The organism is Acetobacterium malicum subsp. dehalogenans DSM 11527, from assembly GCF_000472665.1.
In the GTDB taxonomy this organism is placed as follows: domain Bacteria; phylum Bacillota; class Clostridia; order Eubacteriales; family Eubacteriaceae; genus Acetobacterium; species Acetobacterium malicum.
This window is the reverse complement of record NZ_AXAC01000012.1, coordinates 75,657-97,452: the sequence shown is the minus strand read 5'-3', so window position 1 is coordinate 97,452 and position 21,796 is coordinate 75,657. Positions and strand designations below refer to the sequence as shown.

The 21,796-nt window shown below is 45.0% G+C and carries 17 protein-coding genes; 9 read left to right on the top strand and 8 right to left on the bottom strand.

Annotated features, from left to right (window positions below):
- Positions 1 to 5: 5 nt before the first annotated feature.
- The 7 genes from glgA to A3KS_RS0105910 form a co-directional block, all read right to left on the bottom strand.
- Positions 6 to 1,421, bottom strand: a complete 1,416-nt coding sequence (glgA, locus tag A3KS_RS0105940) for a glycogen synthase GlgA (protein ID WP_026394139.1) — start codon at positions 1,419 to 1,421, stop codon at positions 6 to 8.
- On the bottom strand, positions 1,422 to 2,534 hold the full coding sequence (gene glgD, locus A3KS_RS0105935) for a glucose-1-phosphate adenylyltransferase subunit GlgD (protein WP_026394138.1): 1,113 nt from the start codon (positions 2,532 to 2,534) through the stop codon (positions 1,422 to 1,424).
- 15 nt (positions 2,535 to 2,549) lie between these two features.
- Positions 2,550 to 3,674, bottom strand: a complete 1,125-nt coding sequence (locus A3KS_RS20250) for a glucose-1-phosphate adenylyltransferase (RefSeq protein WP_051355688.1) — start codon at positions 3,672 to 3,674, stop codon at positions 2,550 to 2,552.
- 12 nt (positions 3,675 to 3,686) lie between these two features.
- Complete coding sequence (locus A3KS_RS0105925) at positions 3,687 to 6,113, bottom strand: glycogen/starch/alpha-glucan phosphorylase (protein ID WP_026394137.1); 2,427 nt, start codon at positions 6,111 to 6,113, stop codon at positions 3,687 to 3,689.
- 39 nt (positions 6,114 to 6,152) lie between these two features.
- Entirely contained in the window at positions 6,153 to 8,075 is a 1,923-nt protein-coding gene (gene glgB / locus A3KS_RS20245) for a 1,4-alpha-glucan branching protein GlgB (protein ID WP_035355430.1), read from the bottom strand.
- Positions 8,076 to 8,211: 136 nt separating this feature from the next.
- On the bottom strand, positions 8,212 to 9,066 hold the full coding sequence (locus A3KS_RS0105915; RefSeq protein WP_026394136.1) for a YihY/virulence factor BrkB family protein: 855 nt from the start codon (positions 9,064 to 9,066) through the stop codon (positions 8,212 to 8,214).
- Positions 9,063 to 9,914, bottom strand: a complete 852-nt coding sequence (locus tag A3KS_RS0105910) for a YihY/virulence factor BrkB family protein (RefSeq protein ID WP_026394135.1) — start codon at positions 9,912 to 9,914, stop codon at positions 9,063 to 9,065. The genes A3KS_RS0105915 and A3KS_RS0105910 overlap by 4 nt, the downstream gene beginning before the upstream one ends.
- A gap of 210 nt (positions 9,915 to 10,124) precedes the next feature.
- Between A3KS_RS0105910 and A3KS_RS0105905 the strand changes: the two genes are divergently transcribed.
- Entirely contained in the window at positions 10,125 to 12,047 is a 1,923-nt protein-coding gene (locus tag A3KS_RS0105905) for an aconitate hydratase (RefSeq protein WP_026394134.1), read from the top strand.
- Positions 12,048 to 12,136: 89 nt separating this feature from the next.
- Entirely contained in the window at positions 12,137 to 12,817 is a 681-nt protein-coding gene (locus A3KS_RS0105900; RefSeq protein WP_026394133.1) for a TIGR00266 family protein, read from the top strand.
- A gap of 91 nt (positions 12,818 to 12,908) precedes the next feature.
- Here A3KS_RS0105900 and A3KS_RS0105895 read toward each other — a convergent pair whose 3' ends face one another.
- Entirely contained in the window at positions 12,909 to 13,796 is an 888-nt protein-coding gene (locus tag A3KS_RS0105895) for a DegV family protein (RefSeq protein WP_026394132.1), read from the bottom strand.
- A 198-nt stretch (positions 13,797 to 13,994) separates the two neighbouring features.
- Here A3KS_RS0105895 and A3KS_RS0105890 point away from each other — a divergent pair, with 198 nt between their 5' ends.
- From A3KS_RS0105890 to A3KS_RS0105860, 7 genes are all read left to right on the top strand, one after another.
- Positions 13,995 to 16,136 (top strand): Tex family protein, encoded by a 2,142-nt coding sequence (locus tag A3KS_RS0105890; protein WP_026394131.1) that lies wholly within the window; start codon positions 13,995 to 13,997, stop codon positions 16,134 to 16,136.
- 117 nt (positions 16,137 to 16,253) lie between these two features.
- Positions 16,254 to 16,739 carry a CarD family transcriptional regulator gene (locus A3KS_RS0105885; protein ID WP_026394130.1) on the top strand — a complete coding sequence of 162 codons (486 nt, stop codon included), beginning with the start codon at positions 16,254 to 16,256 and terminating at the stop codon, positions 16,737 to 16,739.
- 89 nt (positions 16,740 to 16,828) lie between these two features.
- Complete coding sequence (locus A3KS_RS0105880; protein WP_026394129.1) at positions 16,829 to 17,941, top strand: PIN/TRAM domain-containing protein; 1,113 nt, start codon at positions 16,829 to 16,831, stop codon at positions 17,939 to 17,941.
- Between the two features lie 354 nt (positions 17,942 to 18,295).
- The gene (locus tag A3KS_RS0105875) at positions 18,296 to 19,696 is read left to right on the top strand and encodes an RsmF rRNA methyltransferase first C-terminal domain-containing protein (protein ID WP_026394128.1); all 1,401 of its coding nucleotides are present in this window, start codon (positions 18,296 to 18,298) and stop codon (positions 19,694 to 19,696) included.
- 11 nt (positions 19,697 to 19,707) lie between these two features.
- On the top strand, positions 19,708 to 20,112 hold the full coding sequence (locus A3KS_RS0105870; protein ID WP_026394127.1) for an LbetaH domain-containing protein: 405 nt from the start codon (positions 19,708 to 19,710) through the stop codon (positions 20,110 to 20,112).
- A 23-nt stretch (positions 20,113 to 20,135) separates the two neighbouring features.
- A complete protein-coding gene (locus A3KS_RS0105865) occupies positions 20,136 to 20,627 on the top strand; it encodes a 2-thiouracil desulfurase family protein (RefSeq protein WP_051355687.1) in 492 nt (163 codons plus the stop codon).
- A 98-nt stretch (positions 20,628 to 20,725) separates the two neighbouring features.
- Positions 20,726 to 21,775 carry a D-alanine--D-alanine ligase family protein gene (locus tag A3KS_RS0105860; RefSeq protein ID WP_026394125.1) on the top strand — a complete coding sequence of 350 codons (1,050 nt, stop codon included), beginning with the start codon at positions 20,726 to 20,728 and terminating at the stop codon, positions 21,773 to 21,775.
- Positions 21,776 to 21,796 lie beyond the last annotated feature (21 nt).

Here is a 21,796-nt window from a genome sequence, read left to right as displayed (position 1 = left end):
TCTTATCACTCCATCAATTTATTATAATATGAAAGATAAATATCAGCAGATTGTTTCCAGTCAAAATGAGTGTTATAGGCATTTTTTACCAATTTTTTAAAGGCGGTCGGTGAATTGTGGTATAAGGCGACGGCATGTTGGATGGTGAAAAGCATGTCGTGGGCATTATAGGTTGCAAAGCTGAAACCATTGCCTTTTTTGGTCTTGGCGTTAAAATAACTGACGGTGTCCTTGAGTCCGCCGGTTTCCCGAACGATGGGAACGGCTCCATAACGCATGGCAATCATCTGGGAGAGGCCGCAGGGCTCGAATTTAGACGGCATCAGGAAAAAATCACTGGCCGCATAAATTTTGCGGGACAGCGCTTCATCAAAGTCGATGATGGTCACCATTTTATCCGGGTAGTTGTAGGCGATACTCCGGAACAGATTTTCATAAACTGAATCGCCGGTCCCCAGAATAACCAGCTGAAGATCCTGCTGTAAAATTTCGTGGATCACGTTGGACACCAGATCCAGCCCTTTTTGTTCAACCAACCGGGTAATCATTGATACCATCGGAACATCCCCGCGAACTGGCAGATCGAAATACTCCTGCAGCGCTTTTTTGTTATCCGCTTTCTTTTTCTCAGGATTGTCAAAGGGGAAAAATAGGGCGGGATCAGTTTTGGAATCATAAATCGACTCATCGATACCATTGAGAATCCCCACCACCTGATGGCTGAGATGGCGGATTACGCCATCCAGGCCTTCGCCATAATAGGGATCGGTCAATTCCTTAGCATAGGTAGGGCTGACCGTGGTAATCAAATCAGCGGCATAAAGAGCCCCTTTCATCAGATTGATTTTTCCGTAATACTCCAGGTCCGAGGGTAAGAATCCCAGATGGAGATAGGGACTGATATCGTGAAAACCATAAACCCCCTGATAGCGGATATTATGAATGGTAAACACCACCTTGGTATCGGGAAAAGCCCGGCGATACTGATGTTTGAGCAGATAGGGAACGGCAGCCGTCTGCCAGTCATTGCAGTGAATAATATCCGGGGTAAAATCCAGTAGTGGCATGGAGTCCAGCACCGCCCGACAAAAAAAGCTGAACCGTTCACCGTCATCAAAAAAGCCATAAAGCGAGGGGCGCTTGAAGAAAGCCTCATTGTCGATAAAATAAAAAGTGACGCCTTCATATTCGCAGGACAACAGGCCGCAATAATGGAGGGTGTCAGACATCCACATCTGAAAATGTTTAAGCGGCTTTATTTTTCGACGCAATTCTTCTGGAATGGTGCTGTAATAGGGAAGAATGACCCGGGCATCCACATCTTCGGGAAATGATTTCGGCAGGGCGCCAAGGACATCCCCCAATCCACCACTTTTTGAAAAGGGGTAAGCTTCCGAAGCGACAAATAGGACGTTTAACATTTAAATTACCGTGCCTTTCTTTAAAACAATGGGCGCATGGGGTTTGCCCACTAAGGTGGTGTGATCACTGATTTTGGTATCCTTGTCCATGACCACATAGTTCAAATTAACATTTCTCCCGATTTCGCACCGTTGCATGATAATGCTGTTTTGGATGTGGGAACCAACGTTCATCTGGGTGTCTCTGAAAATAATACTGTGATTAATGGTTCCATCAATGATGCAGCCGCTGCCGACAATGGAATTGGAAACCTGGGCCGGATCGTCATAAAGGGTGGGGTGATTATCTTTTATTTTGGTATGGATGGAATTTTTGCCGAGGAAAAGCTCCTGCATAATCTCATACTCCAGTAAATCCATACTTGTTTTCATATAATTTTCCAGGCAGTTTACCCGTTTAATATAACCGGTATGTTGGGCCCCGAAAACCCGGAGCGTATCGATATTATATTTGATCATATCCATTAAATCCCAGTCGCCGGTGCGTTCACTGAGATCCAACAATTCCTCCAGAATGGACTTTTTGACAAAAAACATCTCCGTAAAAAAATGTCCGGTGGTATGTTCCCGTTTATAGTGGAGACCACTGACCCGGTTCTTGGTAAATTCCAGATAGAGGTCATTGTCCTTGAGATGATACAGTGGATCATCTTTTTTAAAAATCAGGGTAATGTCACTGTCATTTTTTAAATGAATATCATAGGCATTTTTGAAATCAAAGGTGGTGACCAGGTTTGGTGTGGCAATCAGTATATGTTCGGCTCCGGTGGCGTCAAGAAAGCCCCGGTTATTCTGGAGATTACGCAGATTAACCTTGATCAGCCGGCCAATGTGGTAATTATTTGATCCTGAGAGGATCGAAAGATCCTGGGTTTTTCGACTCAGCGACCACTCCTTACCAGTCCCCAGATGATCGACGAGGGAACTGTATTTATGAGAGCCGATGACACCAATATGCGATAAACCGGAATTGACCATATTGGAGAGGGTGAAATCGATCAGTCGATAGCGCCCGCCAAAAGGCAGGGTGCTCAAGCTGCGATGTTGAAGAAAGTCTTTTAAGGAATCATCCTCTCCATCGACATTTAAGATAAGTCCAACAGCATTTTTCATTTGTTCTTACTCCTTTCAGTTATTAATGACATGTATTTCAGGAGTTGTGTCGGCGGGATCAGTAACATATCGGGCATCACCTTTAATTCTGGCCCGGGCTCCTACGATACAATTTTCTAAAATAGCCCCATCTTCGATGATGGCTCCGGTGTGAACGATCACATTTTTTAAACTGGTTTTTTTATGAATCACCACATCATGGGAAAGAATCGAATTCTCAACCTTGCCAAAAATAATACAACCATCACAGATCAGGCTGTTGCTGATCTTGGCCTGGGGGCCGATGAATTGGGGGTGACGGCTGGTATTGTTGGAAAAGACCCGAAAGTTCCGGTCGCTGAGATCAAAATCGCAGTCGGTATCCAGAAGATCCATGTTGGCATCGTAATAGCTCTGAACCGTTCCCACATCCCGCCAGTAGCCGGAATAAGGGTAGGCATAGATCCGCTTGCCGCTTTCGTGGAGCATGGGAATCACGTTGTGGCCAAAATCGTGTTCAGATTCCCGGTTTCCAGCATCGTCCAGCAACGCTTTTTTTAACTCTTTCCAGGTGAAAATATAAATACCCATGGATGCCTTGTTGCTTTTGGGGTGTTCCGGCTTTTCCTGAAATTCTTTAATGCAGTGTTCCTCATCGGTGTTAACGATGCCAAAGCGGTGGGCATCTTCCCAGGGAACATCCATCACTGCGATGGTCAGGTCGGCTTCTTTCTTTTTGTGAAAGGCCAGCATTTTAGAATAATCCATCTTATAAATATGATCCCCGGAAAGAATCAGCACATATTCCGGATCGAAGCGATCAATAAAATCCAGATTCTGGTAAATGGCATCGGCAGTTCCCGAATACCAGCGGCCCCCTTTCTGACCCATATAGGGCGGCAGGATATGAACCCCACCCTGGACCTGATCCAGCGCCCAGGCCGACCCATCACCAATATAATTATTCAGGATATAGGGGCGGTACTGGGTTAACACCCCCACCACATCAATATCCGAATTCATACAATTGCTGAGCGGAAAATCGATGATTCGATATTTCCCCCCAAATAAAACGGCCGGTTTGGCGTTATTAAAGGTCAGCGAGCCTAAACGGCTACCTTGACCTCCCGCCAGGAGCATTGCGACACATTCAGTATTCAAAGTGATACCTCCTTAAATGATTTTCCAGATTTCTCGTTGATAGTCGGCAATCGAACGATCGCTTGAGAAAATACCGGAGTTTGCTACGTTGCTGATGGACATTTTGGTCCAAATGGTCGGGTTGCGGAAGAGATGATCCACCTGATTTTGAGCATCGGCATAGGCATTAAAATCTTTCAGAACAAAGTAGCCATCGTTGTACAAAAGCAGTGAATCATAGATGGCCTGGAAGCTGAGTCCATATCCGAGGGTTCCGTCTATCAGTTGGTGAAGCACCTGCTGAATCCGGGGATCCTGTTCAAAAATATCGATCGATCGGTAGCCGCCGTATTTCTGATAATGATGGACTTCATCGGCAGACAGGCCAAAGCTGACGATATTGCTGGGTCCAACGGCGTCCAGAATTTCGATATTGGCACCGTCCATGGTGCCCAGGGTAATAGCCCCATTCATCATGAATTTCATATTTCCAGTTCCCGAGGCTTCTTTTCCCGCCGTTGAAATCTGTTCGGAAATATTGGCGGCCGGATAGATGATCTCCGCCAGGGAAACGTTGAAATTGGCCAGGAAAACCACCTTCAGCTTGTCATGCAGGGACGGGTCGTTGTTGACCAGCTCGGCAATGGCGGTAATCAGCTTGATCACCTCTTTAGCATAGTAATACCCTGGTGCTGCCTTACCGGCAAAGATAAAGGTTCGCGGCGCCATTTCCAGATTGGGGTTTTCTTTCAGCCGATTATACAGATAAAGGACATGGAGGGCGTTCAGCAATTGTCGTTTATACTCATGAATCCGCTTGACCTGGATGTCAAAAATTGAGTTGGGATCGACCGTTACATTATTGTAGCGGGCCATGTAATTGGCGAGTCGGACCTTATTTGACAGTTTGACCGCGTCGAACTTTTGATAAAAAACCGGATCATTAATGTAATTCAACAGTTTTTTCAGATCGAACAGGTTATGGTCCCAATCCGGTCCAATCGAATCATTAATCAGTGTTTTCAGCTCGGGATTACTGTTCATCAGAAAACGGCGTGGTGAAACCCCATTGGTGACCGAATAGAATCGCTTGGGGAAGACCTGGTAAAAGCCGTTAAAGGTTTCTTCTCTCAAGATTTTGCTGTGGAGGGTCGCCACGCCATTGATCGAATGGCTGGAGACAATGGCCAAGCTGGCCATATGGACATAGTTGTCACGGATGATTGAAAGGCTGTGGTTACGGTCCAGATCATGAGGAAATTCGTTATCCAGATCCAGCAGAAAACGGCGGTTGATTTCTTCAATAATCATGTAAATCCGGGGCAGTAAATCTTTCATCATATCGACTGGCCATTTTTCAAGTGCTTCCGGAAGGACGGTGTGATTAGTGAAGCTCATCGCTGCTACGGTAATCTTCCAGGATTCCTCCCAACCCAGACCTTCTTCATCCATCAGTACCCGCATCAGTTCGGGACCGCATAAAGCCGGGTGGGTATCATTAATGTGGATGCAAATTTTATCGCTGAAGCCGTCCATGGAATTATTGTTGGAGCGCTTAAAATCAACAATGATCCGTTTGATCCCGGCGCAGACAAAAAAGTACTCTTGTTTGAGCCGCAGAAGTTTGCCGTCGAAACCATTATCATTGGGATATAAGATCTGACTGATGGCTTCTGCTTCCGATTTATGACGGACCGCATTTAAAAAATGACCCTGATTAAAAGAGGGGAGATCAAAGGCTTCCAGCGGCTCGGCGCTCCACAGTCGCAATGAATTAACGGTTTCGTTGCGATAACCCTTAATCGGAATATCGTAAGGTACTGCCATAATGGCTTCATAATTTTCATGGACAAAGGTCAGGTTACCATTAATGTTTTCGGAATGAATCTGGCCGTAGTATTTAATGATGACCGACTTATCGGGATTACGGATCTCAAAGGGATAGCCGTTTTTAAGCCAGTTATCGGCTACTTCAATCTGCTCACCATTAATAATGCGCTGCTCAAACAGGCCGTATTTATAACGGATGCCATTGCCGTGGGCCGGCATCCCCATGGCCGAAGAGGAATCCAGATAGCAGGCCATTAATCGGCCCAGGCCACCGTTGCCCAAACCCGGGTCGGACTCCTGGGCAAGAATGGCTTCATAATCCAGCCCCATTTCCGCCGAGCATTCCTGAACAAGCTCTTCAACCCCCAAATTACTGAGGTAGGACTTCATCAGGCGTCCAATTAAGAATTCAATGGAAAAAAAGTAGACCTGTTTGGATTCGTTTTTGTTATAGAGGGTGTTGGTTTTAGCCCATTGGGAGGTGATGCTTTCCATTACCATTTCAGCCAAGGCCTGGTATTGTTTAAGCAGAGAGGCATCAGCCAGACAATTTCCCGAAACCTCTTCGATTTTTTTGGTAAAGGTAGCCTTATAGGCTGCTTTTATGTTTTCTCGTTCTGAAGAATTCATGGTAGTTCCTTTCAGCAAAGCTAGTTTTATAAAGTGTTTTTAATCGTGTGATTTATTTTTGGCTTTTGTTTTTTTAGCCGGTTCCGGTTTCGTATTGGCTTTTGCCCGGGGAACAATACCCTTCAAGACAATTACCGATGAGGGGGGAATATTGATTGAAACCGAATAGTCCTGCCCATGGAGGGGACTGGTTTGAGCCTTCATGGTTTTTTTCATAGTAAAACCGCTACCGCCATAGCTGCGGTCATCGGAATTGAAGGCCAGCCGGTAATTACCCGGGGCAGGAACGCCAATCTGATAATCATTATAGCTAAGCGGACAAAAGTTGATGATGGTAATCAGGGTATCCTTTTCCGTTGAACCAAGGCGTTTAAAAATCAGAATGCTCTGTTCGCTGTTATTTGGTTCCAGCCATTCAAAGCCGGCCCAGCTATGGTCATCGCTCCAGAGTGCTTTTTCTTTACGATAGAACTTATTGAGATCCTTGATATAAGTATGAATCTCCTGATGCTTTTGATAATTGAGCAAAAACCATTCCAGCGATTCGTCCACCCGCCATTCCAGGAAGGGGGCAAATTCATTTCCCATAAACGACAACTTTTTACCCGGGTGGGTCATTAAATACCCGAAGAGGATGCGAAACTGATCAAATTTCATATTATAATCCCCAAACATTTTGTCCAGGATGGTTCGTTTGCTGTGAACCACTTCGTCATGAGAAAGCGGCAGGATGAAATTTTCGTTGAAGGCATAGGCCATTGAAAAGGTTAACAGATTATGGAAGCGATTCCGAAACATCGGATCAGTTTTCATATAATCCAGGGTATCGTGCATCCAGCCCATGTCCCACTTCAAATTAAAGCCAAGTCCGCCCTTATCCACTGGCCAGGTGACCATCGGATAGGAGGTGGAATCTTCGGCTGACATGATGGCAAAGGGGAAATCTCGGAAAATAATCGTATTCAATTCCCGCAGAAAGGCCAGCGCTTCCAGGCGATCGGTACCCCCCTGAGTATTGTGAAAGGGTTCACCATCGAGGCCGTGGTTCAGCTCAATCATGCTGGCCACCCCATCGATGCGCAGGCCATCGATATGGTAGCAGTCAAACCAGAAGTGGGCATTGGAGATGAGAAAATCAAGGACTTCCGGTTTGCCATAATCAAAGACCATCGTGCCCCATTGCTGGTGTTCAGAAAACTCGTATTGACTGGTACCGTCAAAATGTCGTAGCCCCTGATCATCTTTACAGAAGTGACCGGGCACCCAATCCAGAATTACACCAATACCGGCCTGATGGCAGCAATCGATGAAATGCATCAGTCCCTGGGGATCACCGTAGCGGCTGGTGGCAGCGTAATAGCCGGTCAGCTGATAACCCCAGGAACCATCAAAGGGATGTTCCATGATCGGCATCAGTTCAATGTGGGTATAATGCATTTCCACCAGATAGGGTACCAGCTGATCGGCCAGTTCATGGTAGCTCAGGTAATCCCCTTGTTCATTGCGCTTCCAGCTGCCCAGATGGGCTTCATAAATATTTATCGGCATTTTTAGCCAATCGGTTTCGGTTCTTTTTTTGCACCAGTTTTCATCCTGCCAGTCATAGCCTTCAAGGGTCCAGATAATCGAAGCTGTTTTGGGCTTAACTTCGCTGTAAAAACCGTAGGGATCAGCCTTATAGGCTATTTCACCATCCTGCTGGCGAACCGCATATTTGTAAAGCTGGCCCTGCGATAGTGCCGGGATAAAAAGTTCCCAGATCCCATGGCGGCCTGAAACTGGACTCATGGGATGATCATGGATGTTCCAGCCATTGAAATCGCCGACAACGGCAACACCCAGAGCATTAGGCGCCCAGACCCGAAAAGTGACCCCTTTTTCATTGAGATGGGCACCAAAATATTGGTAACTGAGAAAACGCCTGTTATTGGCTAAATCTGTATGGTCATTGATTTTATTCATGATGGTCGTGTCCTTTCAATTTGGTTGGAATCGAGTGCTGATACACCTAACATTTTATCACAATCCTTTGATATTGATAGTGCATCTTTTTAAACAAAGTAAAATCTTTTTAACAATTTCATGCAAAGTGTAACACCTATAACTTAAATGAGAATTCTTTGTCCTGATATAGAGACCAATACAGATTGATCTTTCCGCCCAGATTTAAAATCACACAGATAAAGTAAATCGCCACCATCAGGGCAAAAAGTCCGCCCAGGCTACCATAAAGGGTGCTGTATTTTGTAGAATGATTAATAAATAAGGTGAAAATTCGAAAAGCAATATTAAGTCCCAGGGTTGCAAATAGCGCACCGGGAAGTCCACTTTTAAATTTTAACGGTTGAGCGGGTGCCATCACGTAGATCATATTAAAAATGAGGGTTGACACAATCCATGAAAAAGCAACCGCAAAAAAACTCAGGACGGGATAATAATATGTATATAGCCCGATTTTCTGAAAAATAACAGTACCGACATCAGCACTGAAAATATAGGCAACCGCAATTAATAAAATGGCCAGGGCAAACAGGATCGTAAACAGAAAAGAATAAAACCAGATTTCTCTCAGGGTCCGGCTTTCTTCACGACCATAAGTCTGGTTGATGCCAATCATAATGGCTCTGGTGGCCAGGGATGAAAAGAAAAAGGCGACCAGGATCAGACCGTAATTGGAACCGGAAACCTGACTGATGATGCTGTCCAATAAGCCAGTCACATATTCATAGGAAAGATTAGGCAAAAATGTTTTTAAAATATCGTAGAGATAGGTCTCAAAGGGTTTGATAAAATTCCCGATAAATGAAATCAGAAAGAGCAACAACGGAAAAAAAGCCAGTAACAGGTAAAAAGACATCTGGGTGCAGATTCCAGAAAAATCGGTTTCTTCAAAATCTTCCATCAAAAAGAAGAGCAGCTTGACAATTTTCAAATTCATTATCCGTTCAATCATTTTCCAGCCTCCCGGGGTTCTTTTTTCACTAGTGATTGCTCAGCTCCATAAAGATTGACGACGCCGCCCAGGGTGAGGGTAAAACAGATCAGATAGACCACGAAAAACAGCGAGAAGGGCCCTTGCAGATTAAAGAAAAAGGTGCTGAAATCCAGGGCCGCGTTGGCAAATAAGGCATATAGAAAAAGGATCATAAACCAGCTGATGCTGACAAAAGCACCACCCGGAAGGGCTTCAAAAAAACCAAGATGGTTCTTGGGGGCGTACATATAGATCAGGGTAAAAATAAGGGTGGGTACAATAATGATATAAAGTAGCGTAAAAAGAATGATGAAAATAGCAAAAAACTCGGATAAATTTAAGGCGCTAAAAATAAAGGCGAGCAGTTTCTCCCCGAACAGATAGAAAAAAACCGTAAAAAAGATAATCAGCAGAAACAAAAACAGATAAAGAATGGATTGGATCCAGAGCGCGATAATGCCCCGGGTTTCTTCCTGTCCGAAGATGCGGTTTAATGAAGTGATCAGCGAATGCATGGCGGAAACCGAGACATACAAAATAAAAAAACCAAGGATCAGATTGGTCCCCAATGAAAAAGAAATGGTATTGGCATTTTCCATCGCTAGATTAACGTAATCCATGATCGACTGAGGTAGTATTTTTGAAAGCACAAAAACCAACGTTTCATTCACACCGGCAGAAAACCAGTTGATGAAATTATAAAGCAACATCAAAAAAGGAATAAATGCTGACAGCGTCCGGTAGGACATCTGAGCTGAAAGATTGATGATGTTGTTTTTTCTTCCCTGAGCATATAAAAAGCGGCTGAAGCATTTTAGAAAAGTCATGATCCCCTCCACATCCACTTGCGACAATTGAGTTAATTGAGCCTCAGTATAACATAGTTTCGGTTTAAATTGAAGTGGAACCGCTAAAGTAAAAAAATGGAAAGTTGCGAAAAAAGATGGTATAATAAACCAATCATGATTTATAAGTATAATCAAATCACACCGAGAAAATCAGGAAAATAGCAGTATCGAAAGGAAATAGTAAATTAAATGGGAAAAACATTAACAGAGAAGATTATTGCGGCACACCTTGTAGTGGGAGAAATGGTCAAAGGCGAAGAAATTGGAATTCGCATCGATCAGACCCTGACCCAGGATTCCACCGGAACGATGGCCTATTTGCAGTTTGAAGCAATGGAGGTGCCGCGGGTTAAAACAAAGAAATCCCTGGCCTATATTGATCACAACATGCTTCAGGAAGGTCCGGAAAACATGGATGATCACCGCTATATCCAAAGCGTTGCCAAAAAACACGGCGTCTTTTATTCTAAACCGGGCAATGGCATTTGCCACCAGGTTCAGATTGAACGCTTTGGTGTGCCGGGTGATACCCTATTGGGATCAGACAGTCATACCCCTACCGGCGGCGGCATCGGTATGCTGGCTATTGGTGCCGGCGGTCTGGACGTGGCTGTAGCCATGGCCGGCGACCCGTACTATATCACCATGCCTAAAGTGGTTAAGGTTGAATTAACTGGCAAACTGCGCACTGGGGTATCCTCCAAGGATGTCATTCTGGAAGTGTTGCGCCAATGTACTGTCAAAGGCGGCGTCAACAAGGTTTTTGAATACACTGGCGAGGGGGTCAAAACCCTGACGGTTCCCGAACGGGCGACGATTACCAATATGGGTGCCGAGCTGGGGGCAACGACCTCGGTTTTTCCATCGGATGAAATGACGAGAGTATTTTTGGAAGCCCAGGGCAGAGGTACAGATTACATTGAACTGTCTGCCGATGCTGATGCTGTCTATGACGAAGTGGTTAAAGTTGATATGGATGTGTTGGAACCATTAACGGCCTGTCCCCACAGTCCCGACAAGGTGGTAAAAATTTCGGAGATCGAAGGTCTGGTCGTTAATCAGGTGGCCATTGGCAGCTGTACCAATTCATCGTGGTTGGATCTGATGAAGGTGGCCGCCATCGTTAAAGGCAAAACCGTGGCTGAAAATGTTTCCCTGGTGATTGCCCCAGGATCAAAACAGGTATTAACGATGCTCGCTGAAAATGGTGCTTTGGCTGATCTGCTAAACGCTGGCGCCCGGGTGCTGGAATGCGGCTGCGGTCCCTGTATCGGGATGGGTCAGGCGCCTTCCACCGATGCCGTGTCACTGCGAACCTTCAACCGGAACTTTTTTGGTCGTTCGGGAACGCCATCGGCCGATGTCTATCTGTTAAGCCCCGAAGCAGCAGCTATTTCTGCCCTGGCAGGGGTGCTGACCAATCCGTTAGGCAAGCTTGATCTGCCGGAAATTGTGATGCCGGATAACTTTTTACTCAACGACACGATGGTGATGGCCCCAGCCCCGGAAGGTACCACAGTGGAAGTTGTCAAAGGACCTAACATCAAACCTTTCCCGGCCACCAAACCACTGGAAAATACCGTCGCTGGCAAGGCACTGATTGTCGTCGAAGATAACATCACCACTGACCACATCATGCCTTCCAACGCCAAGCTACTGCCCTACCGTTCCAATATTCCCTACCTGTCAAACTATTGTCTGGCACCCTGTGATGCGGAATTCCCACAACGGGCCCTGGATAACGGCGGCGGCTTTATTGTTGGCGGATCCAACTATGGTCAGGGTTCCAGCCGTGAGCATGCGGCGCTGGCACCGGTTTATCTGGGTATCAAAGGGGTAGCGGTTAAATCCTTTGCCCGGATTCATAAGAATAATCTGATCAATAACGGGATTCTGCCACTGGTATTCGAAACTGAAGCCGATTATGACACCATCGAACTGAATGATGAACTGATTATCGAGAATGCTCTGGAAGCGGTTAAATCGGGTCAGGCTAAGCTGGTTAATAAGACCAAAGGCTTAACCTATACAATGCTACTGGAAGTATCTGAACGGCAAAAAGAAATGCTGTTGGCTGGTGGACTGATCAACCTGATCAAATTAAAAAAATAGTCAGATAAAACAAAATAAATCGCCAATTTTGGGGTAGATATCCATCAATTGGCGATTTTTGTATATCAACATAAAATGAGGAGGAGAAAATGAATTTTGAAATCAAGGGAGGCAATCTCCCGGTGGTGACGGTGACTCTGGATAATGGGGAATCGATGTTTACGGAATCTGGCGGGATGTCCTGGATGTCGGAATACATTCGCATGGAAACAAATACCAAGGGTGGAGTCCTCAAAGGTTTGAGACGTTCGCTGGCCGGCGATTCGCTGTTCATGACCACCTATACAGCTGAACGAGGGAACAGTCAAATTTCATTTTGTTCCAGCTATCCGGGTGAAATCAAAGCACTAACCTTACAAAAAGGACAGTCAATGATCTGTCAAAAGCATAGTTTTTTAGCTGGTGAATCGACCCTGGATGTGGATCTGTACTTTAAAAAGAATATCGGTGTTGGCTTTTTTGGTGGTGAAGGCTTTATTCTGCAAAAAATTTCAGGACCGGGAACGGCCTTTATTGAATTGGATGGATCGATTATGGAATACGATCTGGCAGCAGGGGAAGTATTGAAAATCGATCAGGGCCACATCGGGATGTTTGAAGAATCAGTGAGTTTTGACATTCAGGCGGTTAAAGGGATGAAAAACATCTTTTTAAGCGGTGAAGGTTTATTCCTGGCGACCTTAAAAGGACCAGGTAAGGTCTGGTTGCAGACCATGCCACTGAGCGGATTGGTGCAGCTGGTGGCTGCAAGCCTGCCGCCACGAGGGTAGAACGGATATAAAATACAATTGAAATAACAAAGCGTTTGGCCGGTTCATCGGCCAGACGCTTTATTTTATGACCGCTTAAAATAATCGGATTTTATGGGGTCACATTGACATAATTATCCGGCAGTTCATCAAAAAACATGATCCCCAGACAATTAGTACCGATGTGAACGGTTAGGGTGGAACCGGCTTTTTCAGGCAGCAGGAAGTTTTTGATGCCCAGTTCTTTTTCAAAATATTTCCGGGCCTTATCCTGGAGATCCAGAGCCGTACTCTGGATCATTCCAAGGACCTGATCCTTATTCGTCATTTTTTCTTCAACAATGGCGAACAGGGTTTTTAAGGCTTTTTTCTGACCACGGATTTTTTCATAGACCAGGATCTCGCCGTCTTTAAAGTATAGGATCGGCACGATTTTGAGCATATCGCCAAGCATCGCGGCATTTCGGCTGATCCGACCGCCCTGAGCCAGCCATTTGATATCGCCGACCAGAAAAAAGATCTGGGCGTGCTGGGCCAGAAAGGTCATCGTTTCGACAATTTCTTCATAGGGACGGTTAAGCTTGTTGAGCTTCAGTCCCTGATAAAGAATCAGGGCCGAACCAGTGGTAGCCGAAAGTGAATCGACGATGGATACCTTACGATCGGGGTATTTTTCCAGCAAATCCCGGGCCAGCAGCCGGGCGGTCTGGTAGGTGCCGGAAAGTTTTGAGGAAAGCACCAGATAAATAACATCGTCACCATTCTTAAGGTGTTTTTCAATCGTGTTGGTTATATCCAGAGGCTGGATCTGAGCGGTTTTGGGAAAGAGTTTACTGTTATTATTGACAAAATCCACGACCATTTCGGGGGTGATGTTAATGCCATCGAAGTAGGTTTTATTATCGAGGGTTACGGGAAAGGGTAATATATCAAAATCATAGCGATTCAGAATGTCACTGTTGGTATCACACATGGAATCCACAATAAATTTTATAGCCATTAAGGTGTTGCTCCTTTTCGTTTAGTACAGAATATTCTACCATGAACCGATTTTTTATACAATCAAACGGCGGCTGGTTTTGTATTACTCATTTGATTTTCAGGGATGGTTTGTGATTATATCAAAAAAATGTTAAACTAATCTTTGGAAATTAAAACCCCGACGCTCAATTTATTAAAGTAAGAAATGGAGAATTTTGTGGAACAGATAATCAATCAACTCGCTAAAGAATTTTCAATACGCCCGCAGCAGGTGGAAGATACCATCAATTTAATCGATGGCGGAAATACCATTCCCTTTATTGCCCGATACCGGAAAGAGGTTACCGGGAATTTAAGTGATGCCCTGTTACGGGATCTGGATGTGCGTTTAACATATTTAAGAAAACTGGAAAAACGAATCGAAGAGGTCACCGGTAGCATTGAGGAGCAGGGCAAACTGACCCCGGAATTAAAAAGCGCCATTTTAAAAAGCCAAACCCTGCAGGAAGTGGAAGACCTCTACCTGCCTTACAAACAGAAAAAGAAAACCCGGGCATCGGTGGCCCGGGAAAAAGGACTAGAGCCATTGGCGCTGAAAATTCTGGAGCAAAAACTGACTGAAGCCGAACTGGAGGAAGCAGCACTTCATTATATCGACGCCGAAAAAGAAGTCGACAGCGCCGCAGTAGCCCTGCAATTGGCGATGGATATTATTGCCGAAATCGTGTCGGACAATGGCAGTTATCGGGGCGTGATCCGAAAGTGCACCTATGATAAGGGACAAATCAAATCCACCGTGGTCAAGGGTAAAGAAGTGGAAAACCCGGAACTGGAAATGTACTTCGATCATAGCGAAGCGATTAAAACCATTAAGGATCACCGGATTTTAGCGCTTAATCGGGGTGAAAAGAAGAAAGCCCTGTCAGTAAAATTATTGGCCCCCAGCGAAGAAATTGAAGCCTATCTAAAAAAAGAATTGGTTAAAGCCGAGCCCTCCAGTTTTTTATTAAAAGCCATAGCAGACAGCTATACCCGGTTGATTGCACCAGCCATCGAGCGGGAAATCCGGACTGCTTTAAAAGAACGGGCGGAAGAAGGGGCCATTAAGATGTTTGCCCTTAACCTGAAAAAATTGCTGCTCCAACCGCCCTTTAAAGAAAAGGTCACGATGGGTTTTGACCCCGCCTTTCGAACCGGCTGCAAAATTGCCATTCTCGACAAGGTTGGAAAGGTGCTGGATTACACCACCATCTACCCCACCTTTGGTAAAGGTCAGGCCGAAAAAGCGGAAAAAGAATTTCTGGAATTGATTGAACGCCATCAGGTCGACATTATTGCCATCGGCAACGGCACCGCCTCCCGGGAGTCGGAACAGTTTGTTGCCGAAACTATCAAAAAAACCAAGCTGCCGGTGCAGTACATTGTGGTGAATGAGGCCGGGGCTTCGGTTTATTCGGCATCGGAACTGGGGACCGAAGAATACCCGGACATCAATGTTTCGATTCGGGGGGCTATTTCCATTGGCGGGCGGCTTCAGGATCCGCTGTCCGAGCTGGTGAAAATCGACCCCAAACACATTGGGGTCGGTCAGTATCAGCATGATGTCAATCAGAAAGAACTGGAGCGGGTCCTGGAAGCAACGGTCGAGGACGCCGTCAATAATGTTGGGGTTAACGTCAACCGGGCTTCGGTGGCGCTGCTCAAATACGTGGCCGGCGTCAATAAAACCATTGCCAATAATATAATGGATTATCGTAACAGCGTCGGCCCGATAAAAAGTCGAAAAGAACTGATGAAGGTCAAAGGTCTGGGCGCCAAAGCCTATGAGCAGTGCGCCGGATTTTTGCGGATCGATGACGGGGATAACATTCTCGATAATACCGGGGTTCACCCGGAGGCCTACAAAAGCGTGGAAAAACTCCTGAAGCTAAAAGGAATTAAGAAGGAAAAACTGGGCACTCGGGAACAGCAGGACTTGTTTAACGATCTGAACTATTCCGAAATGGCGGCTCAGCTGGAAATCGGCATCCCAACTCTTTATGATATTGTCAAAGAACTTAAAAAACCGGGACGTGATCCCCGGGAGAATGCCCCCAAGCCCCATCTGCGATCCGACGTGTTATCGATGAGCGATTTGGAAGTGGATATGGAGCTGATCGGCACGGTTCGGAATGTCATTGATTTTGGCGCTTTTGTTGATATCGGTGTCCATCAGGACGGGCTGGTGCATATTTCGCAAATTACCGATCGTTATATCAAACACCCGTCAGAAGCGGTGTCACTGGGGGATGTGGTAACCGTTAAGGTGCTGGCTGTCGATCAGAAACGAAAACGGATCAGTTTAACCATGATTATATAGAGATGAATAATTAAATAAATAAATATTGACACAGGGATAGGTTTTTTATAAAATAAAAGGCTTATTCCTTTTTTATATGTTATAATATAACGAGAATCGATGATAGGAGTGGTTGAAATGTATAAAATTGGGGATAAAATTGTTTATCCGATGCACGGAGCGGGTATCATTGAAGCAATCGAAGAACGAGAAATATTTGAAGAAACGAAACCTTACTACATCATGCAGATCGTATCCGAGGGTTTGCAAATTCTAATTCCCGTTGATAAAGTTGATGATATTGGGGTAAGAACTATCGTGTCCCAGTCAGTAATTGATGAGATGATCGAGTCACTGAAATTACCGATGGATGTGATGGAAAAAAACTGGAACCGGCGGTACCGGGAACACCTGGAACGCTTAAAAACCGGCGATATTTTTGAAGTAGCAAAGGTTGTTAAGAATCTTATCCTATTGGATCGATTAAAAGGCCTCTCAACCGGAGAAAAGAAAATGTTGAATAATGCCCGAAATTTCATCGTTAGCGAAATGGTCTTGATTCAAGATAAAGATAAAGAAGAAATCTTAGATTTGATCAATAGTTCAGTACATAGTGAGGCGTGAATTTCACGCCTTTTGTTGTATTTAATAGTGTAGTCTTAAGAATTGAGTGCTATAATTTCAAGGTATTAATATGAAAGGAGGTGAAGAAGATGATACAAAAGATACTTCGCGTGTCATTTGGAATTGTGGGAATTCTGGTTGGGATGGCTCTGGCCAATGTGTTGGTTACCAATGCGTGGATTTTGAGAAGTCTGAAGATTGACCTGACACCAGAATTGGAAGTTATTCTTTATGCGGCTCTGATTGTTCTATTTGGACTTATTTTTTTCATTCTATTTCCACTGATGCTTAAAGGCGTTAAAAAGCTGTCAAAAGTTGTTGAGACCAGTATGGAAAATGTTCGGCTCATTGACATTGGCCTCGGTATTGGTGGTTTGGTGATTGGTCTGGTGATTGCCATGTTGATCAGTTTCGCATTTTCGCAGATTCCCATTCCCTGGATCGGTGGTCTGCTGACGATCAGCATTTATATTGTGTTGGGTTATATTGGCTTTTCCTTGCCAATCAAAAAACGGGAAGATATTCTCCAGGCTTTTCAGAGCGCCAAGCGGGAAAAGGATGCCAATGTACCGGTTGGACAAAAGCGGCCCGCTAAAAAGAAAGGCGCGGCTATTCCCAAACTACTGGATACCAGCGTGATCATTGACGGACGGATTTTTGATATCTGTAAAACCGGCTTTATTGAAGGCCCCCTAGTGATCCCGGTATTTGTGCTTAATGAGCTTCAGCTGATTTCAGATTCATCCGATGAGCTGAAACGGAATCGCGGCCGTCGCGGTTTGGATATTTTAAACAAAATTCAGACTGATCTGGAAATTGAAGTTCAAATTACTGAAGAAGATTTTGAAGACACGCATGAGGTCGACTCGAAATTGGTAAAACTGGGGAAATCAACAAAAGGCAAGATTTTGACCAACGACTATAATCTTAACAAGGTTGCCACCGTTCAAGGGGTCGATGTGCTTAACATTAATGAGTTGGCCAATGCCGTCAAGCCAATTGTTCTGCCTGGGGAAGAGATGAAGGTTCTCCTGGTAAAAGGTGGTAAAGAGAACGGCCAGGCCGTTGCTTATTTGGACGACGGAACCATGATCGTTGTTGAAAATGGCAAGAAATACATCGGAACGACAACCGCGGTGATCGTTACCAGCATTCTGCAAACAGCAGCCGGACGGATGATTTTTGCAAAACCAAAGAAATAATGAACCAGCAATTATAAGTTCTCACAAAAACATCAACGCCTAAGTTGGTGTCAGACTGTCTAATAAAGCTAACCCAGTACCGACAATTGTTACATCATGTTGTACGCATCGGAGCGGACATGGCAAAGCCTGTCCGATTCCGCGGCGAACAACAGATTAACAATTGGTCGGTACGGTAGTTTATCGACAACCTCACACCAACGCTTGCGCTGGTGTTTTTATTTCGGCGTTTTTTGACAAATTTATTGTAATTAACATGGGCTTTACGTATAATGAAATAAGTATTGCTAACAATCGGTACAGTGCCGGAGACGGCTCTGCCGGAAATAAATTGGGATGAAAATGGGGATCATAATGGAATTACCTGAAGCGTTTAAAGAAAAAATGAAAAATCTGATGGGTGACGACTATGAAAGCCTACTGGACTCCTATGACCAGCCGGAAAGCAAAGGTATCCGAACGAATACCCTGAAGCTATCCCCAGCAGAGCTGGCCAATAAATTACCGTTTAAAACCCAGGGTGTGAACTGGTGTAAAGAAGGGTTTTATATTGATCATGAGGTGCGGCCGGGGAAAAATCCGCGTTATTATGCCGGGCTTTATTATGTCCAGGAACCGACGGCCATGGCAGCAGTCGAAGTACTGGACCCAAAACCTGGCGATTGGGTGCTGGATCTTTGTGCGGCACCCGGCGGTAAATCGACCCAAATCGGTGCTAAACTTCAGGGGGCAGGGGTACTGGTTGCCAATGAGTTGGTTAATTCCCGGGCCGGGATCCTATCCACCAATATCGAACGGATGGGAATTACCAATGCCATCGTCACTAATGAATTTCCGGAACGGCTGGTGGATTCCTTTTATGAAAGTTTTGATAGAATCCTGGTGGATGCGCCCTGTTCCGGCGAAGGCATGTTCCGAAAAGACCCGGGTGCTCTGGCTGACTGGAGTTTGGAACGGGTTGACCGTTGTATGGGCAAGCAGGAAAAAATATTGGAAACCGCCCATCGTCTGTTAAAACCCGGCGGGGTACTGGTCTATTCAACCTGCACCTTTTCGCCGGAAGAAAATGAACAGATGATCGAAGCCTTTATTAATAAATATCCCTATGTTCTGGAAACCATCACGTTACCCGGGATTACTGAGCATGGCCGGGTCGACTGGACCCGGAATCAGGCGGAAGCCATTGCTAAAACCCTGCGAATTATGCCCATGACCGTCAAAGGTGAAGGACATTTTATTGCCAGACTGATAAAATCGGAAGGTGTTGCCGAAGTCCTCGAGATCAAACAGGGATACGCTAAATCGCGGTTAAAAAAAGCAACCCGAATCGAGTTGCAAGATTATACCGATTTTGCCAAAAATAATCTGGAGCCGGATTTTTATCAAAAAATTGAAGACCGTCTTTATCTTTTAGGTGAACATCTCTATGCCATCCCGGCAGGGGTTGATCTCGAACGGATTGCCAATTTAAAACTCTTGCGTACGGGTCTTCATCTGGGGACTTTTAAAAAGAATCGCTTTGAACCCAGTTATGCCTTGGCAATGGCGCTTAAGTTATCCCAGGCTAAAAACATTTGTGATTTAGCGGATGAAGATTTGGCCTATCAGTATTTAAAGGGTGAGGCACTAAATCTGAAAGTGGCAAAAGGCTGGGTTCTGGTTGGCTATGATGGCTATGCGCTGGGGTTTGGAAAAGCCAGTGAGGGTTTAATCAAAAATCACTATCCCAAAGGTCTGAGAATCAGGAAAAAATAGGAGAATAACGGATGAGTAACCAGGCGAACCAAAAGAGGATTCACCCCAGTGCGGTGATTTCCGAAGATGTCATGATCGGCAGTGAAACCACCATCGGGGCCGGGGCCATCATCGGAGCAGGAACTGTTATCGGTGAGCAGTGTCAGGTTGGTACCGGAGTGATAATTGAAGCAAACAGCAGAATTGAAAACAGCTGTGTGTTGGAACCCGGGGTGATTATCGGCAAGGCGGTGACCCTTGGTAAAAACACTAAAATTGGGATTGGTGCCCGGGTTACTAATGGCGTGACCATTGCTCCCGATACGGTGATAAAAATTGGCGAAATTGTCTTAAAAGATATGATATATAAAATGGTTTTTAAACGAGGGGCCTGGATTTACCGGGAAGACAGTTTGAATTGTAAAAATGAGGATTAAAAACGAGGATTGAGGGGAAAGAAATGAATCAGAAAGATTTTACTTGTTTAAAAGAAGCTTTGGAAAAGAAAAAAAAGATTTTAGTATCCAGCTGTTTATTGGGAATGAAGATTAATTATGAAGGAAAGGCTCATCCAGTGGATGAATTGCGGCAGCTATTCCTTCAAGGTCAGGCCATTCCAATTTGTCCGGAGGTACTGGCAACGATGCCGATTCCCCGGGATCCGGCCGAAATAGTCGTGGTCAATGGGGAACGGAAAGTGTATAATAATAAAGAAATTGATGTGACCGAAGAATATCGCCTGGGAGCCCAGCGGACCCTGGATACCGCCCGGACATCCGGGGCGAAAATTGCGATCATGAAAAGCAACAGCCCTTCCTGTGGTTGTGGAAAAATATATGATGGGACCTTCAGTGGTAATTTAATTGACGGAGACGGCATTACTGTTGCTTTATTAAAAGAAAACGGCATTCGTGTCATCACCGCAGAAGATTTTCTGGAGTGTCTAAAATAATCAGGCATTTGCGAAGGGTTGATAAAGCTAGTGGTAGTTTGGTCATGACATAATAAAATAATAAAAGTGAGATCTCGAAAGAAAAGTGAGGAAGAGATATGAAAAATAAACTCAATATCGGCGTGGTTTTTGGAGGGCAGTCGGGAGAACATGAGGTTTCCAGAGTTTCGGCTTACAATGTTTTGGGTGTCATCGATCGGGATAAGTATAATATTGTAACCATTGGGATATCGAAACAGGGTAAATGGTTTTTATACTCTGGTGATGCCGAAAAAATTAAAGATGGTTCCTGGGAACAGGATCAGGCCAACTTGATCGCAGACTTTTCAATCTTCGCTCATCCGGAAATCGCTAAGATCGATGTTTTTTTTCCGGTTCTTCACGGACCAATGGGAGAAGATGGCACCATCCAGGGCGTTTTTGAAATGCTCAATAAACCCTATGTAGGATGTGGGGTATTAAGCTCGGCAGTAGGTATGGATAAGGTTTTTTCCAAGATCATGTTCCAAAGTGTCGGAATCCCCACCGGAAAATACATCTATTTCCGGGAGAATGACTGGAACAGAGATGCGGATGCTAAAATTGCCGAGATTGAACAGGATCTGGGTTACCCAATTTTTGTTAAGCCGGCTAACATGGGCTCCAGTGTGGGTATCACCAAAGCTCATGACCGAACTGAACTCGTCGCCGCCATCAAAGAAGCTTTTATTTATGACAATAAACTGATTTTGGAAGACTTTGTCAAAGGAAGAGAAATCGAATGTGCGGTGCTGGAAGTCGGTGATGTTATTCGGGCTTCGATTCCCGGAGAGGTCATTCCGTCAAAAGAGTTTTATGATTATGAGGCCAAGTACTCAGCCACTGAAGACTCCAAGGTAGTCATTCCGGCTGATCTGTCCCCGGAAGTCACCGAAAAAGTGAGAGATTACGCCATTAAGGCCTTTGAAGCCATTGAAGGCTCCGGCTTAACCCGGGTCGATTTCTTCGTCACTGATGATGAACGCATTTTAATCAATGAAGTAAACACTCTACCAGGATTTACAAATATTAGTATGTACCCAAAAATGTGGGAAGCCACCGGAATTGGGTATATAGAACTTGTAGACCTGATTATTGCGTCAGCAAAGCGGAAACGCACCACTAACTAGGGGTTCGATTTCTTTCTGATG

Coding starts and splice junctions, on each gene's coding strand:
- glgA (WP_026394139.1), bottom strand. CDS start 1,421: ATGTTAAACGTCCTATTTGTCGCTTCGGAAGCTTACCCCTTTTCAAAA.
- glgD (WP_026394138.1), bottom strand. CDS start 2,534: ATGAAAAATGCTGTTGGACTTATCTTAAATGTCGATGGAGAGGATGAT.
- A3KS_RS0105925 (WP_026394137.1), bottom strand. CDS start 6,113: ATGAATTCTTCAGAACGAGAAAACATAAAAGCAGCCTATAAGGCTACC.
- glgB (WP_035355430.1), bottom strand. CDS start 8,075: ATGAATAAAATCAATGACCATACAGATTTAGCCAATAACAGGCGTTTT.
- A3KS_RS0105915 (WP_026394136.1), bottom strand. CDS start 9,066: ATGATTGAACGGATAATGAATTTGAAAATTGTCAAGCTGCTCTTCTTT.
- A3KS_RS0105910 (WP_026394135.1), bottom strand. CDS start 9,914: ATGACTTTTCTAAAATGCTTCAGCCGCTTTTTATATGCTCAGGGAAGA.
- A3KS_RS0105905 (WP_026394134.1), top strand. CDS start 10,125: ATGGGAAAAACATTAACAGAGAAGATTATTGCGGCACACCTTGTAGTG.
- A3KS_RS0105900 (WP_026394133.1), top strand. CDS start 12,137: ATGAATTTTGAAATCAAGGGAGGCAATCTCCCGGTGGTGACGGTGACT.
- A3KS_RS0105895 (WP_026394132.1), bottom strand. CDS start 13,796: ATGGCTATAAAATTTATTGTGGATTCCATGTGTGATACCAACAGTGAC.
- A3KS_RS0105885 (WP_026394130.1), top strand. CDS start 16,254: ATGTATAAAATTGGGGATAAAATTGTTTATCCGATGCACGGAGCGGGT.
- A3KS_RS0105880 (WP_026394129.1), top strand. CDS start 16,829: ATGATACAAAAGATACTTCGCGTGTCATTTGGAATTGTGGGAATTCTG.
- A3KS_RS0105875 (WP_026394128.1), top strand. CDS start 18,296: ATGGAATTACCTGAAGCGTTTAAAGAAAAAATGAAAAATCTGATGGGT.
- A3KS_RS0105870 (WP_026394127.1), top strand. CDS start 19,708: ATGAGTAACCAGGCGAACCAAAAGAGGATTCACCCCAGTGCGGTGATT.
- A3KS_RS0105865 (WP_051355687.1), top strand. CDS start 20,136: ATGAATCAGAAAGATTTTACTTGTTTAAAAGAAGCTTTGGAAAAGAAA.
- A3KS_RS0105860 (WP_026394125.1), top strand. CDS start 20,726: ATGAAAAATAAACTCAATATCGGCGTGGTTTTTGGAGGGCAGTCGGGA.